This is a genomic window from Treponema rectale (assembly GCF_014202035.1).
GTDB lineage: Bacteria > Spirochaetota > Spirochaetia > Treponematales > Treponemataceae > Treponema_D > Treponema_D rectale.
Genome location: NZ_JACHFR010000001.1, coordinates 577,558 through 592,204 on the forward strand (window position 1 = coordinate 577,558; position 14,647 = coordinate 592,204).

A 14,647-nucleotide genomic window follows, 5' to 3' on the forward strand; every position below is an offset into this window, starting at 1 on the left:
ATAAAAAAAATCCGTGAAGCATAGTACATAACCTGCTTCACGGATAAATAAATCATTTATTTATTTTATTTGCTTGCACCTGGAATTACTTTTTCAAATTCAGGATTTCCATGTGTATAGCGTGGAAGAAGTTTTGGAGAAACAACATCATCATTGATTCCTGCTGCTTCTCTTTCTTTTTCGAAAGCTTTTACATGGTCAAGATTCATTTTTGAAGTATCAGCAAGTTTAATTCCTGAGAACATTTTTCCTGCTTCAATACCTGCTTCACGTCCAAATACTACTACATCAAGAAGGCTGTTACCCATAAGACGGTTTGTTCCGTGTACACCTCCAGAAGCTTCACCGGCAACAAGAAGGTTTGCAACGTTTGTATGACAGGTCTTGTCGATTTCTACGCCACCGTTCTGATAGTGAAGTGTAGGGTAAACAAGAATAGGTTCCTTTCTGATGTCAATGCCGTATTTAATGAACATGTTGTACATTGCAGGAATTGATTTAAGGATAGTTCCTTCTCCATGAATCATTTCAATCATTGGAGTGTCGAGCCATACAGCAGGCTGTACGGGATTATCTACACCGCGTCCTTCTTTTACTTCACGGATGATGCCGGATGCGTTTACGTCACGTGTTTCAAGAGGGTGAATGTAAACAGTTCCATCTTTGTTAATAAGCTTTGCACCGAGGGAACGTACTTTTTCTGTTACAAGTTTTCCGAGAATCTGGCTTGGATAAGCAGCACCTGTAGGGTGATACTGAAGAGAGTCCTGATAAAGAAGTTTTGCGCCTGCACGGTATGCCATTACAAGACCGTCAGCTGTTGCTCCGTAGTGGTTGGAAGTTGGGAATCCCTGATAGTGCATGCGGCCGGCTCCACCGGTTGCAATAATTACAACCTTTGCTTTTGCAATGCGGAGTTCTCCTGTTTCCATATTGATGAGTACTGCACCGCAGGCTTCACCTTTCTCATTCTTGATGATTTCGATTGCAGATGTAAAGTCAACAACTGTAATTGAATCCGGACGGTTGAGAACTTCATCACGAAGGGTACGCATGATTTCTGCACCTGAATAATCTTTGCAGGCATGCATGCGCTTGCGGCTGGTTCCGCCTCCGTGAGTTGTAACCATTGTTCCGTCTTCAGTCTTATCAAATTCAACTCCAAGATCATTAAGCCATTTGATTACAGAAGGGGCTTTATTTACAAGTGTGTATACAAGTTCCGGTTTACCGTCAAAGTGTCCGCCTCCAAAGGCATCAAGATAATGCTGAGCTGGTGAATCATTAGGTTTGTCAGCAGCCTGGATTCCTCCTTCTGCCATCATTGTATTTGCATCACCTACGCGAAGTTTTGTAACGAGAAGAACTTTTGCACCTGCTTCTGAAGCCATGATTGCAGCTGAAGTTCCGGCTCCGCCGCCACCGATTACAAGAACGTCTGATTCGTAATCAACGTGGGTAAGGTCAATCTGTTCCGGTTCAAAACGTGGTTTTGCCTGAAGCATCTGTGTAAGTTCTACAGGTGCTTTCTGTCCTTTGTTTGGACCTATTTTAAGTTCAGAGAACTGGGAAGCAATGCGATCCGGATGGAACTTCTTAAGAAGATCATCCTTTTCGTCTGCAGTAAGACGTGCATGCTCGAATTTAAGGTTTTCATCGCGCTTTGCAGCTACGATTTTAGCTGCTTCGTCTAATTCGTTTCCGTACATAATGTTTATCTCCATAATGCGGGTCATTGAGCTCCACACTTCCTGTAAAGTATTTTGTCAGGAATGTCGAAATGACCGTTTGTATATCATTGTGGTTTCGACCTGCTCAACCACTGAAACATTTATTTTTCGATTTCCCTGTTATTGTACAGATTTTTAATCTGTTCCAAATCACCTGTGGACATTTCAACGAACTTCTTGATTGCTTCTTCGCATGCACCTGAATCAATTTCTGCAACGCGGTCAAGAAGATGCTGGCTCTGTGGCTGAAGATATTTACCGTTGATACGGCGGGCAAGTTCAGCAACCTGTGGATGACTGATTCCTGCAGGGCAGCGTGATGAACAGCATCCGCACATTACACAGTCAAATGAAAGGTCAGCACAAGCCTTGAAATCACCTCTCTGTGCATATGCAATATACTGCATTGTGTTAAGACTCTGAGGACATGCTCTGGTACATGCATTGCATCCTACACATGAGTAAATTTCAGGGTAAAGCTGCATCATTAGCTGCTGTTCCGGTTTAATCTTATTAATATCGTAAATCTGCTTTACAAGAGGGAAGAATGGAAGTGTTGCAACATACATTCCGTCGATAACCTTCTGTGAACATGCAAGACATGTCTTAAGTTGGTTGTCACCTTTTACACGATAAATTGTAGCACAAGCACCACAGAAACCGTTACGGCATCCGCATCCTCTTTTAAGCTGGTAGCCGGCATATTCCATTGCGTTCATAACAGTGAGTGCAGCCGGTACCTCATATTTTTTTCCAAAAAAATAAACAGTAGCCATTTCCTGTTCAGCCATTTTTATTCTCCTTACATAACAGATAGTTTTTCAGGTATTCAGCAACCGTGAATACCCGATATGGATTAATATTCTGGTGGAAGTTCTCCTAACTGGTCAAAACTGAATACCGGACCGTCTTTACATACGAACTTGTCACCGATATTACATCTTCCACATTTACCGATACCGCACTTCATTCTCATTTCCATCGTAGTGAAAACCTGCTCGTCCTTAAATCCGAGTTTTTTAAGTGCGTCCAGTGAAAGATGGATAAGAATTGGAGGTCCACACATGATAACGGTCATGCTTGGGTCCGGATTGCATTCTGTTACGAATGGAGGAACAAAACCAACGTGTCCGTCCCATCCGTCTTCTGCACGGTCAATTGTAAGATCAATGGAACAGTTCGGCTGTTTCATCCATACGTTTTTCATTTCATCAAGACGTACGAGGTCAGCCATTGAGCGTGAACCGTAAATAACCTGAATTTTTCCGTAGTCTGCACGATGATCCATCATGTAATTTACTACAGAATGAACAGGTGCAATACCGATACCTCCGGCAATAACAAGAATGTCCTTGCCTTTAAGCTTTGTATCTACAGGGAATCCGTTTCCGATTGGTCCGCGGAGACATATTGTCTGACCCACTTCTGCATTGTGAAGCCATTCCGTAACGTGACCGCATTTCTTGATTGAAAATTCCATATGAGTCGTAAGAGTAGGAGATGATGTGATTGAGATCATTGATTCTCCTACACCAGGTACGATGAGCATCGCACACTGACCTGGAATGTGTTCAAAGAGTTTTTTTCCGTCAAGACCTACGACACTGAAAGTTTTAACATCCGGAGTTTCCTGCCTGATGTCGATGATTTTTCCTACATAAGGAATAAATGATTCTTTAGTTTCCATACGCATTTCCTTAATTCAGTCAACGCATTCCCACTTTAACTGTGGGAATTGCAGCAGACTAAATGTCATCGGCCTCCTGTACAGCTTTGATAACCTTTACGATGTTCATGTTAATAGGACAGCTTTCGAGACAGCGTCCGCATCCTACACATGCAAATACATCTTCATGTGCCATAGGGTAGTACATGAGCTTGTGCATGAAGCGCTGGCGGCTTCTTTCTTTCTGTGTAAGACGTGGATTTGCAGCAGCCATCTGGGTGAAATCATGATACATACATGAATCCCAGCAGCGTACCTGCTTTACTTCATTTCCATTCTTGAAATCCCGAACGTCAAAGCACATACATGTAGGACATACATAAGTACAGGTTCCGCAGCCAAGACAAGTTTCTGATACTTTATCCCATATTTTTGAGTTAAAGATTTTAAGCATGTCTTTGCCCTGGAATTTTGACATATCCAGATGTGCAAAAGGAAGTTTTTCGATTTTAGCCTTGATGTCTTTTTTAAGCGTATCAACGGCTTTTTCATCTGCATCACTCAAAAGTGATTTTGCATTTTCAATGAATGCTTCACCTTTCTGTGTATTTGCCTTGAAATAGTATTTTCCATCAGCAAGCCATGCACTTACATCTCCGGCCGGTTCTGCTGCATCAATATTGTAGGTTGAGCAGAAACAGGTTTTTGCCGGTTCATTACATGCAAGGGTGATTACAGTGCCATGGTCACGGCGGTTCTTATAGTAAGAATCAACCGGATCCATGTTGAGGTAAACTGCATCGATGACAGAGAAACTTTTTGCATCACAGGCACGTACACCGAATACAACGAAGTCTTCTACTTCTTTTCTTGGATCAACAACTTCGAAGGTTGTTCCGTTTTTCTTATATTCAACAAGTTTTTCTGCTTTAGGGAAAAAGAAATCCTTTGCAGAACGAACGGTTTTAAGGGCTGATGAAAGTTTTGTTCCTGCAGACCATCTTTTGAAATCTGCAGTACCTTTGTCTGAATCAACCGGAATATAGAGTGCTTTTGAAGCTGAAATAAGCTCAAAAAGTGAATCGATTTTATCTTGCTGTAAAGCAAACATTATTCGTCACCTCCTTTTATAGGATCACGATCTGCAACAATGCTTGGTTCTGCGTCACCTGTTGTAAAGGTAAGCATAGGCGGTTTTGTTTCCATGTCACTTCCTGCCTGATATTCACCATAGATTTCATTTATGTCTTTGATGAACTTACGGTTGAGAAGATAGAGAGGAATGTTCTGAGGACATACTCTTGAACATTCACCGCAGTCTGTACAGCGTCCTGCAACATGCCATGCGCGGATGATGTGGAACAGATTTTCCTCAAAATCAGTCTGTGCAACTTTCTGGGATGTATACAGGTCATTATTGTCAAATACACATTTTTCACATGTACATGCAGGACAGATATTACGGCAGGCATTGCACCGGATACAGCGGGAAAGTTCGTTTCTCCAGAATTCAAATCTTTCTTTTGGATCCATAGCTTCAATGCGTGCAACTTCATCAAAGCGGTGTTCGTCTGCAACAATTCCATCTTCTCCGATGAGTTCATCATAGAGAATATGTTTCTTGTTGTGGCAGTGATCACAGCCTTCACCTTCCTTAACATTCTCATCAAGGGTACAGCTGCACGGAATACCGATTACGTAAACATCATCTCTTGAAATACGGTTTTCTTTAAGAAGCTGGGTAAATGAGTAGGTGTCACCCGGCTTAAGGAATACAGCTGCAACTTCCTGTGGAATAGGTTTGTCTTCTGCATTAGGATCACGCTGTTTAGCCATAGTGTTGTTCATGCGTGTCGTTGATTTTGCAGTTTCAATGTCTCTTGTAATCTTAACAAGGTACTTTGAAAGGTTTGCAGTACAGTACTTATTGAAAACAAAACCGTTTTCAAGTTCTTCTGCAGTTGTAAATGCTGCAGGTGTAACATCTTCATCAAAAAGACCTTTTTTCCATCCGATTACTTTCTGAACTTTTCCGGAAGAAAGGAGTTCTTTTGCCTTAGCGATTAAAGTTGAAGTTAATTCTTGCATCTTAAATCCTCCAGGCGTTTGTTCTCTCCGAGAGCAGTGATTTTTGCTACAAAATCGTTCATAAGGCCGGCAAAGCGTACGCCTTCTGCAGCTGAACACCATTCAACACGGGTTCTTTCCTTTTCTACACCAAGGAAATTAAGCATGCTGAATAAAAGAGTCATTCTGCGGCGGGCAAAATAATTACCGGTTGAGTAATGGCAGTCACCTGGATGGCATCCGCACAAAATTACTCCGTCTGCGCCTTTCTGAAATGCCCTGAGAATAAACATAGGGTTAAGACGACATGAGCATGGAATTCTTATGATTTTTACGTTGGCAGGATATTCAAGACGGTTGTTTCCTGCCAGATCTGCACCGGCGTATGAACACCAGTTGCAGCAGAACGCTACGATTTTAGGCGTCCAGTTTTTGTTTTCGTTTTCCATAATTTTCTTACAGAAATCAAACTGAGTAGGAAGCTGCCCTTTTGGAAAATACCATAAGGGCAGGGCTCACTGTCAGTTGAATACTGCATCAACCTCCGACATGATTTGAGCGTTGCTGAATCCGTGAAGATCCATTGCACCGGATGGACAGGCAACTGTACATGCACCACATCCATGACACATTGCACTGTTTACCTGTGATACGTGGCGCGTAATCGTTGTGCGGTTAGGGCCGCGGAAGTCCTTGTCAACGTAAGAAATTGCTCCGTAAGGACATACATTTGCACACTGTCCGCATCCATTACACATGTTTTCGTTAGGATGTGCAGTGCAAGGGTCACTCTTAAGCTTATCCTTAACAAGGAGGCAGATTGCTTTTGCTGCAGCTCCTGATGACTGAGCAACAGTTTCAGGAATGTCTTTAGGACCCTGGCAGCATCCGGCAAGGAATATTCCGGCTGTCGGAGATTCAACAGGACGGAGTTTTGCATGAGCTTCAAGGAAGAAGTCATTGTTGTCCATTGATGTGGTAAGCATCGTTGCAAGAGGGCGTGCACTCTTGTCAGCTTCAATTGATGCTGCGAGAACTACCATGTCAGCCTTAATGTGAACCTGGCGGTTGAGGATAAGGTCTGAACCCTGTACGTCTAAAGTTCCGTCTGAAAGCGGTGTTACTTTTCCAACCTGACCCTTGATGTAATGTACGCCATACTGCTCAACGGCACGGCGGTAGAATTCATCAAAGTTTTTACCAGGAGTACGTACGTCAATGTAGAATACATAACAGTTTGTATCCGGATAATGATCTCTGGTAAGGATTGCGTGTTTTGCAGTATACATACAGCAGATTTTAGAACAGTATTCATGTCCCTTTGTAGAATCTGCAGAACAGCGTGAACCTACGCACTGTACGAATACGATGTTCTTTGGTTCTTTTCCGTCTGACGGGCGGAGAAGATGTCCGTTTGTCGGACCTGATGCATTGCACAGACGTTCAAATTCAAGGGATGAAACAACATCAGGGCTCTGTGAATATGCGTATTCATCAAATTTCTTGAGATCAATAGGATTGTATCCCGTTGCGACGATGATTGCACCGTATTTTTCAGTAAGGATTTCTTCCTGCTGGTGGAAGTTAATTGCTCCTGCGGCACAGGCTTTTTCACAGAAACCGCAGACATTGTCTTTTCCGTTTGCAAGTCCTTTCATATGAAGACAGTAAGATGCATCAATTGCTGCAACTTTAGGTACTGCCTGGGCAAACGGAATGTCGATTGCTTTTCTGTTATTAAGGTTAAGATTGAATGCGTTAGGAACTTTTTTATTAGGACATTTTTCGATACATGCACCGCAGCCTGTACATTTTGTTTCATCTACATAGCGCGGATATCTCTTAATGTCAATTTCAAAGTTACCGATGTATCCCCTTACACCTACGACTTCAGAATAAGAGAGAATACGAATGTTCGGATTCTGGCTTACTTCCGTCATTTTTGGAGTAACGATACATGAAGCACAGTCAAGGGTAGGGAATGTCTTGTCGAGCATAGCCATTTTACCGCCGACTGTAGTTTTCTTTTCTACGATGTCTACAGGGAAGCCTGCGTCTGCAATATCAAGAGCAGCAGTGATTCCTGCAATACCGCCTCCGATTACCAGGGCGCGTTTTGTCATCGGAGTTTCACCTTCTGTAAGAGGTGTATCAAGAATAGCTTTTGCAACTGCAGCTTTACCTAATGCAATAGCTTTTTCAGTTGCTTTATCCATGTCTTTGAGAACCCATGAACACTGTTCGCGGATATTTGCAACTTCTACCTTGAACGGGTTCAATCCGGCTCTCTGCGCACAGGCACGGAATGTTTTTTCATGCATACGAGGAGAACATGAACACAGTACGACACCTGTGAGTTTGTCTTCCTTTATGCGGTCTTCTATCATTTTCTGTCCGGCAGAAGAACACATGTAAGTATAATGAGTTGAGTAAACAACTCCGTCTACTTTTCCAAGTTCTTCAGCCACTTTTTCTACGTCAACTGTTCCGGCAATGTTTGTACCGCAGTGACATACGAAAACACCAATTCTTTCCATCTGTCACTCCTTACTTCTTGTATTTCCTGAATGCACTGACAATAGCCTGCTGCGGCATATCTTCATCAAGTGCCGGCGGAACCATTTCTGCCTTAAGGTGAAGGTTTTCCTTCTTTCTTTCTACAAACTGTCTTACGGCTTCAATAAGTTTTACCGGTTCAACCTGACGCGGGCAGCGTTCAAGGCAGGCAAAGCAGCTCATGCATGCATAGATTGATTTTGATTCAAGGAGTTTTTCTATTTCTCCATTTTCAACCATTTGTACGAACTGATGCGGATGATATTCCATTGCATCATAGTTAGGACATGTACCTGAGCACTTTCCGCAGACCATGCATTTTTTTGGATTAACACCGCTGATTTCAAGAATCTGGCTTTTTGCAAGTTCGATTTCGCTTTTAAGCATTTGCAGCCTCCTTTACACCGAGTGCTTCAGCAAGAAGTTCAGTAAAGTAAACGACCTTGAGATCTGAGCCTTTTGAATTCTTTATAAGGTTGTAACGGCACAGAGGACAGCTTGTAACAAGAAGTTCTGCACCCTGATCCTGTGCGTTTGTAAGGATTGCATCTGCACGTTTTTCCGGAATTGAAGGATCTTCAAACATTGTATAAGCACCGCAGCATTCATTGCGCTGTGCATAAATTACCGGAGTTGCACCTATGGCTTTAATGAAGTCTTCGAGAAGCTGAGGATTTTCAGGATCATCCAGCTGAAGGACTTTTCCAGGTCTGAGGAGAAGACATCCGTAGTATGCACCGATTTTCTTTCCTTTCAGCGGATTTTTTACGGCAACCTTTACATTGTCCCATCCTACTACATCGCGAAGAATTTCAAGGAAGTGACGTACTTTTGTTTCGCCGTTGTACTGAATTCCGTCAGTTTTAAGATAATTGTTAACCTTAAGGATTACGTTTTCATCCGTAACCATGTCATTGTTTACCTGCTTAAGCACGTTGTAGCATGCTGAGCAAAGGGTAACCAGTTCCTGTCCTGCATCGCGGGAAGCAGCAAGTGCCCTTACAGATGAAAGTTTTGTTGCAATTTCATCTTTTGAGAGAGGGTATTCTCCTCCACAGCACTGCCAGTCAGGAATTTCCTGCAATGTAAAGCCTAAAGCCTCTGCAGATTTTCTTGCATACATGTCAAGATCAAGAGCTTTGTTTTTAAGCGTACATCCAGGGAAGTAAGAATAAGTGATGTTTTCCATCTTTTACATCCTCATAGATAATACTTGTGTATTATGCATATAAGGACATAACACACAGCCACATTATTTTTTTTACCTGAAAATGTATCCTTCTCCTTAGCAGATACAAAATCAGTTTATCCTTTTTCTGCCAGAGTTCCGTTCAGCCGGAGCGGAACAGACATGAAAGGAAAGTCAAGAAAACCTTTTCTCAGGCTTTGTACCGTAAAAAAGGTTTTCTTCAGGTATTATTTTTTAACACCAGCCATTTCTTCCGGATGGAATACTTCATCAAACTTTTCCGGTGTAAGGAAACCGAGCTGAACGCAGGCATCCTTCAGGGAAATGTTCTTTTCGTATGCCAGATGTGAAGTTTTGGCAGCGTTCTCATAACCGATATAAGGGTTGAGAGCTGTAACCAGCATAAGTGAATTATAAAGGTTATCATGCATTTTTTCTTTGTTTGCAGTAATTCCCACAGCACAGTTCTTATTGAAACTGATGATTACTTCAGCAAGAAGGCGTACTGACTGAAGGAAGTTATATGCAATAACAGGCATGAATACGTTAAGTTCAAAGTTACCCTGAGATGCGGCAAATCCTACGGCTGCATCGTTACCCATTACCTGTACGGCAACCATTGTCATTGCCTCACACTGAGTAGGGTTAACTTTTCCAGGCATGATTGAGGAACCCGGTTCATTTTCCGGAATATGAATTTCTCCAAGTCCGTCTCTTGGTCCTGAAGCCAGCCATCTTACATCATTTGCAATTTTCATGAGGTCAGCTGCAAGTGCCTTAAGAGCTCCGTGAGTAAAAGTGATCTCATCCTTTGAGGTAAGAGCATGGAATTTATTCGGTGCAGTAACAAAGTCTTTTCCTGTAAGTTCAGAAACTTTTTCTGCTACTTTTACATCGAATCCTGCAGGTGCATTAAGACCTGTTCCTACTGCCGTTCCTCCGAGAGCCAGCTGCTTGAGGTAAGGAAGACTTGCTGCAATCATTTCCTTATCTCTTTCAAGAGAAGTTCTCCAGCCGGAAATTTCCTGACTGAACTGAATCGGTACGGCATCCTGAAGGTGGGTACGTCCTGATTTAACGATTCCTTCATTTTCTTTTTCAAGGCGTTTGAAGGTTGCAACGAGAGTATCAATTGCAGGGAAAAGCTTGTCTTCAACTTCTACAACTGCAGCAATATGCATTGCTGTAGGGAAGGTGTCGTTTGAAGACTGGCTCATGTTAATATCGTCATTCGGATGACAGAGTTTTGCTCCTGCAATCTGGTTAGCCCTGTTTGCAATAACTTCGTTCGTATTCATGTTGCTCTGAGTTCCAGAACCTGTCTGCCATACAACGAGCGGAAAGTTTTCATTAAGGGATCCCGAAATTACTTCATCACAGGCCTGTGAAATTGCCTTGAGTTTTTCATCCGTCATTTTTTCAGGCTTAAGGGCATTGTTAGCCATTGCTGCAGCCTTTTTAAGATAGCCGAAGGCTTTTGTTATTTCCCTTGGCATGGTTTCGATTCCAACTCCGATTTCGAAGTTTTCATGGCTGCGTTCAGTCTGAGCTCCCCAGAGTTTGTCAGCAGGAACTTTTACTTCTCCCATGGAATCATGTTCAATACGATAGTTCTCCATAAAATTACTCCCGTTTTCTGAATCGTATTCATATACGCTAAAGAGGCTGTCCTGTATGAACAACCTCTCTGAGACTTATTGTTTATAATAGAATGCAGGCAGTATTAAAATCAATTGAATAATTTCTTAAAAATCTTAACATCTGCTAACTTTTCCCGGCTTTAGAAAGTAAGCTGCTTGATAACGTCTTTAAGACAGTCAGCGCTGTGTCTGAGGGAAGCAAGCTCTGTATCTGTAAGAGGTGCTTCAAGACGGCCCTGAACGCCTTTTCCGCATACTTTTGTAAGAATGCTGAGTGCAACATCCTTAATGCCGTATTCACCGTCAAGAACAGTTGAAACGCTTGTTACGCAGGTTCTGTCGTGCTTAATGATTTCACAAAGTTCTGCTGTCGTTACGCCGATAGCATAGTTTGTGCATCTTTTTGCTTCGATGATGATTCCGCCTGATTTGCGTACGTAAGTCTCAACATCATCTTTTTTTACCTGTGCAGGGAATCTGTCTACAGGAATTGATGCGATGTTTGCAAGGGACCAAGGTACGAATGAAGAATCACCGTGTTCTCCGAATACGTATGCGTGTACGTTTGGCTGTGCAACACCACAGTCGTCTGCAAGACGGGTACGGAGGCGTGCTGTATCAAGAAGGGTTCCTGTTCCGATGATGCGGTCTGAAGGAATGCCTGATGTTTTTGCAAACTGATATGTAAGAACGTCTACAGGATTTGCTACGAATACAAAGATTGCATCAGGACAGGCTTTTGTTACCTGAGGAATGATGCTTTTCATTATGTCTACATTTGTCTGAGCCAGTTCAAGACGTGACTGTCCAGGTTTGCGGGCAACACCTGATGTGATTACTACAATATTTGAACCTTTTGCGTCTTCATAGGAACCTTCGTGAATGTTTACAGGGTTCATGTAAGGTGTTCCCTGACGAATGTCCATTGCTTCTCCCATAGCACGTTTTGTATCAATGTCAATCAAAACGATTTCTGTGGCAGTTCCTTTAAGTGAAAGTGCATAAGCGATTGAGCTTCCTACCTGTCCTGCACCGATGATAGTAATTTTGTTAGCCATAAAATATCTCCTAAAACCTCATGAAATGTCGCATAATAAATAAGCAAACAACACCGCTATTGTAATTCAAAAAATGACGATTGTTAAGGGTTTAGTTGAAAAAAATGAACTTATATATCCCGCCTGACGAAATACTGAGGTTTTATGTGATATATTTCACAATGATAAATATTTCTTGTGAATATTATCACAGAATTCTTTTTTATTTTAAGTAACTCGACATTATTTTAAGAATAGATGATAATCATCTTTGAATTATGAATGTACACGAAAGGTTTGCCCGCCCGGTCATAACAGCGATGCAGCGGGATATTAAGGAAGCCGGAGGAAATGAAGTTTTCTGGTCCGGCATTATAAATGCTGATGGTCTTATAACTGGAGTCAGGGTCGGCTCAAGGGGAAATTCAGATTCCGTGATAGTCAACGATTCTGTTGCCAGGGAAGGTCACGTACTCATTCATAATCATCCCAGCGGAGTTCTGTTTCCCAGTGAGGCAGATCAGAATATAGCCCTTAATGCGAATGATACGTCTTTAGGTTTTTATATTGTAAATAATGATGTTTCTGATGTTTATGTCGTTGTAGAGCCTGTAAAGCCAAAAAAAACAGAGTTTCTTGATGAGGAACAGACTGCAGGGTATCTTTCAGAAAACGGACCTCTTGCAGCCTTGTCTGATCATTATGAAAAACGTCCGAGTCAGACGGAATTACTGAAAAGTATTGTCAGGGCCTTCAATGAAGCTAAAACCGGAGTTTTTGAGGCAGGTACCGGAGTAGGAAAGAGTTTTGCGTATCTGATTCCTTCAATTCTCTGGGCTGTAAAGAATAAAGAACGGGTTGTTCTTTCTACAGGAACTATTAATCTTCAGCAGCAGCTTTTTGAAAAAGACATTCCCATGGCTCAGAAAATCCTTGGAACTGATATAAAATCCATCCTTCTGAAAGGCCGGCAGAATTACATCTGTCTCAGAAGACTGGGGGAAGCCGGTAAGGAAAGGGATCTTTTCAGTGAGGATACTGAAATTTTTGACAGGATTGCAGATTGGGCTAAGACAACTTCTACGGGAAGCCGCTCTGATTTAAGCTTCATGCCGCCGGATTCTGTATGGACAAGGGTGAACAGCGAAAGTGATGCCTGTTTGGGAGGAAGGTGTCCGTACAGGGAACAGTGCTTTGTAATGAAGGTCCGGAAAGAGGCTGCGGATTCAAATCTCATTGTCGTAAACCATCATCTTCTTTTTGCAGATATTGAAAGCCGCATGAATGGCGTAGGGTATGAAGATGCCGCCGTTTTGCCTCCATACAAACGCATTGTTTTTGATGAAGCCCATGGAATAGAAGACAGTGCAACTTCTTTTTTCAGTGAAACGATAAACAGATTTAAAATCAGTAAGCAGCTTGGTCTTCTTCTGAGAAATTTCAGGGGAAATTCCGTCGGGTTTCTCGTACAGGCATCTGCTGTTGTTCCTGATCCTGAGTTTCTGGCCCAGGCAGGTGAGGATATTGAAAAAGTCAGGACAGCCCTGACAGCCCTTGATCAGTGTTCCATTTCTGCAATGAACGGTGAGTACACATGCCGTATAAATGAATCAGATTGCGGGCGTTTTACGGTTGTTTTCAAACAGATAGAAAAGCTTGCCTCTTCAGCTGAAATTTTTATTGCAAATATAAGGAAGGCACTTGAGGACCTGGATGACGATGAAAAGGAACTTCCTGCGGTTTGGGAAACAAAGACTGTATTAAGGCGTATAGAAGACATGGTTACGCTATGCAGGAATTTCATTTCCTGGAATGAGCATGATGACCAGGTGTTCTGGCTTCAGTTAAAAAAGATTCCTCCGAGAAATGCCGGTGAAGATATGCTGGAGTTCGTTCAGTTTACCCAGACTCCTCTTGATATAGCTCCCCTTATGAACGGAGGTGTTTTTGAACCTATGAGCAGTGTTGTATGTACAAGTGCAACTTTGCGGATAGGAGATACTTTTGATTACTGGAAACGCCGGACTGGTATTTCTTTCCTTGAAACAGATAAGGTTTTGGAAGGAGAGTTTCCGTCCCCTTTTCCTTACAGTACTAATGTTATTTTTGCCGTGCCTAATGATGCTCCAATGCCTGATGATCCTGCTTTTCAGAGTTATGTGGAGATGACTGTTCCCCGTTTGATTTTTGCAGCGGAGGGAAGGACTTTAGTTCTGTTTACTTCTCATGATTCTCTGAAAAATACTTATAACAGTGCCGGGCTTAAATTAATGGAAGCCGGTTTTACTGTTTTAAAACAGGGAGATGATGACAGGTTCAGGCTGCTGGAAAGGTTTAAGAATGAAAAAGAAAGCGTGCTGTTTGCCACTGACAGTTTCTGGGAGGGGGTTGATGTGCCGGGAGACAGTCTCAGTCAGGTAATAATAGTAAAACTGCCTTTTTCTGTTCCGAATGATCCTGTGTTTGCAGCCAGAAGTGAACTTGTCGAAAAAAGGGGCGGGTCGTCTTTTATGGAGCTGAGTGTTCCTCAGGCTGTCATTAAGTTCAGGCAGGGATTCGGACGATTGATGCGCAGGTCTGATGACAGGGGAGCTGTAGTTGTTTTAGACAGAAGGATAGTAGAAAAACGCTACGGCAAACTTTTTACACGGAGCGTTCCGCAGACAAGGCGGCTTTATAATCCTTTAGAATATATTGTAAAGGAAATAACGAAGCTTCTCGGAAACTAGGGATTCTATGTACTAAAAAACAGATTTTTGATA

The 14,647-nt window shown here is 42.4% G+C and carries 12 protein-coding genes; 1 reads left to right on the forward strand and 11 read right to left on the reverse strand.

Annotated features, from left to right (window positions below; genetic code table 11):
* Nucleotides 1-65: 65 nt before the first annotated feature.
* The 11 genes from HNP77_RS02440 to HNP77_RS02490 form a co-directional block, all read right to left on the reverse strand.
* A complete protein-coding gene (locus HNP77_RS02440; RefSeq protein ID WP_184651567.1) occupies nucleotides 66-1,709 on the reverse strand; it encodes an FAD-dependent oxidoreductase in 1,644 nt (547 codons plus the stop codon).
* 122 nt (nucleotides 1,710-1,831) lie between these two features.
* Complete coding sequence (locus HNP77_RS02445) at nucleotides 1,832-2,521, reverse strand: 4Fe-4S dicluster domain-containing protein (RefSeq protein WP_184651568.1); 690 nt, start codon at nucleotides 2,519-2,521, stop codon at nucleotides 1,832-1,834.
* Between the two features lie 65 nt (nucleotides 2,522-2,586).
* Nucleotides 2,587-3,417, reverse strand: coding sequence for an FAD/NAD(P)-binding protein (locus HNP77_RS02450; RefSeq protein WP_184651569.1), 831 nt, complete (start codon nucleotides 3,415-3,417; stop codon nucleotides 2,587-2,589).
* Nucleotides 3,418-3,475: 58 nt separating this feature from the next.
* Nucleotides 3,476-4,507: a 4Fe-4S dicluster domain-containing protein gene (locus HNP77_RS02455; RefSeq protein WP_184651570.1), complete on the reverse strand. Its 1,032-nt coding sequence runs from the start codon at nucleotides 4,505-4,507 to the stop codon at nucleotides 3,476-3,478.
* Nucleotides 4,507-5,484 (reverse strand): 4Fe-4S dicluster domain-containing protein, encoded by a 978-nt coding sequence (locus HNP77_RS02460; protein WP_184651571.1) that lies wholly within the window; start codon nucleotides 5,482-5,484, stop codon nucleotides 4,507-4,509. The genes HNP77_RS02455 and HNP77_RS02460 overlap by 1 nt, the downstream gene beginning before the upstream one ends.
* The gene (locus HNP77_RS02465; protein WP_184651572.1) at nucleotides 5,472-5,912 is read right to left on the reverse strand and encodes a hydrogenase iron-sulfur subunit; all 441 of its coding nucleotides are present in this window, start codon (nucleotides 5,910-5,912) and stop codon (nucleotides 5,472-5,474) included. The genes HNP77_RS02460 and HNP77_RS02465 overlap by 13 nt, the downstream gene beginning before the upstream one ends.
* Nucleotides 5,913-5,984: 72 nt before the next feature.
* Complete coding sequence (locus HNP77_RS02470) at nucleotides 5,985-8,000, reverse strand: CoB--CoM heterodisulfide reductase iron-sulfur subunit A family protein (protein WP_184651573.1); 2,016 nt, start codon at nucleotides 7,998-8,000, stop codon at nucleotides 5,985-5,987.
* A gap of 10 nt (nucleotides 8,001-8,010) precedes the next feature.
* The gene (locus HNP77_RS02475; protein ID WP_184651574.1) at nucleotides 8,011-8,406 is read right to left on the reverse strand and encodes a 4Fe-4S dicluster domain-containing protein; all 396 of its coding nucleotides are present in this window, start codon (nucleotides 8,404-8,406) and stop codon (nucleotides 8,011-8,013) included.
* Nucleotides 8,399-9,208 (reverse strand): CoB--CoM heterodisulfide reductase iron-sulfur subunit B family protein, encoded by an 810-nt coding sequence (locus HNP77_RS02480; protein ID WP_184651575.1) that lies wholly within the window; start codon nucleotides 9,206-9,208, stop codon nucleotides 8,399-8,401. The genes HNP77_RS02475 and HNP77_RS02480 overlap by 8 nt, the downstream gene beginning before the upstream one ends.
* A gap of 227 nt (nucleotides 9,209-9,435) precedes the next feature.
* On the reverse strand, nucleotides 9,436-10,827 hold the full coding sequence (fumC, locus tag HNP77_RS02485) for a class II fumarate hydratase (protein ID WP_184651576.1): 1,392 nt from the start codon (nucleotides 10,825-10,827) through the stop codon (nucleotides 9,436-9,438).
* A 161-nt stretch (nucleotides 10,828-10,988) separates the two neighbouring features.
* On the reverse strand, nucleotides 10,989-11,906 hold the full coding sequence (locus HNP77_RS02490; protein WP_184651577.1) for an L-lactate dehydrogenase: 918 nt from the start codon (nucleotides 11,904-11,906) through the stop codon (nucleotides 10,989-10,991).
* Nucleotides 11,907-12,163: 257 nt separating this feature from the next.
* On the opposite strand from HNP77_RS02490, the gene HNP77_RS02495 reads away from it, so the two are divergent.
* The gene (locus HNP77_RS02495) at nucleotides 12,164-14,614 is read left to right on the forward strand and encodes a helicase C-terminal domain-containing protein (RefSeq protein WP_184651578.1); all 2,451 of its coding nucleotides are present in this window, start codon (nucleotides 12,164-12,166) and stop codon (nucleotides 14,612-14,614) included.
* Nucleotides 14,615-14,647 lie beyond the last annotated feature (33 nt).

Excerpts from the sequence above, each read along its gene's own strand:
- HNP77_RS02440 (WP_184651567.1), bottom strand. The coding sequence starts at position 1,709 with ATGTACGGAAACGAATTAGACGAAGCAGCTAAAATCGTAGCTGCAAAG.
- HNP77_RS02445 (WP_184651568.1), bottom strand. The coding sequence starts at position 2,521 with ATGGCTGAACAGGAAATGGCTACTGTTTATTTTTTTGGAAAAAAATAT.
- HNP77_RS02450 (WP_184651569.1), bottom strand. The coding sequence starts at position 3,417 with ATGGAAACTAAAGAATCATTTATTCCTTATGTAGGAAAAATCATCGAC.
- HNP77_RS02455 (WP_184651570.1), bottom strand. The coding sequence starts at position 4,507 with ATGTTTGCTTTACAGCAAGATAAAATCGATTCACTTTTTGAGCTTATT.
- HNP77_RS02460 (WP_184651571.1), bottom strand. The coding sequence starts at position 5,484 with ATGCAAGAATTAACTTCAACTTTAATCGCTAAGGCAAAAGAACTCCTT.
- HNP77_RS02465 (WP_184651572.1), bottom strand. The coding sequence starts at position 5,912 with ATGGAAAACGAAAACAAAAACTGGACGCCTAAAATCGTAGCGTTCTGC.
- HNP77_RS02470 (WP_184651573.1), bottom strand. The coding sequence starts at position 8,000 with ATGGAAAGAATTGGTGTTTTCGTATGTCACTGCGGTACAAACATTGCC.
- HNP77_RS02475 (WP_184651574.1), bottom strand. The coding sequence starts at position 8,406 with ATGCTTAAAAGCGAAATCGAACTTGCAAAAAGCCAGATTCTTGAAATC.
- HNP77_RS02480 (WP_184651575.1), bottom strand. The coding sequence starts at position 9,208 with ATGGAAAACATCACTTATTCTTACTTCCCTGGATGTACGCTTAAAAAC.
- fumC (WP_184651576.1), bottom strand. The coding sequence starts at position 10,827 with ATGGAGAACTATCGTATTGAACATGATTCCATGGGAGAAGTAAAAGTT.
- HNP77_RS02490 (WP_184651577.1), bottom strand. The coding sequence starts at position 11,906 with ATGGCTAACAAAATTACTATCATCGGTGCAGGACAGGTAGGAAGCTCA.
- HNP77_RS02495 (WP_184651578.1), top strand. The coding sequence starts at position 12,164 with ATGAATGTACACGAAAGGTTTGCCCGCCCGGTCATAACAGCGATGCAG.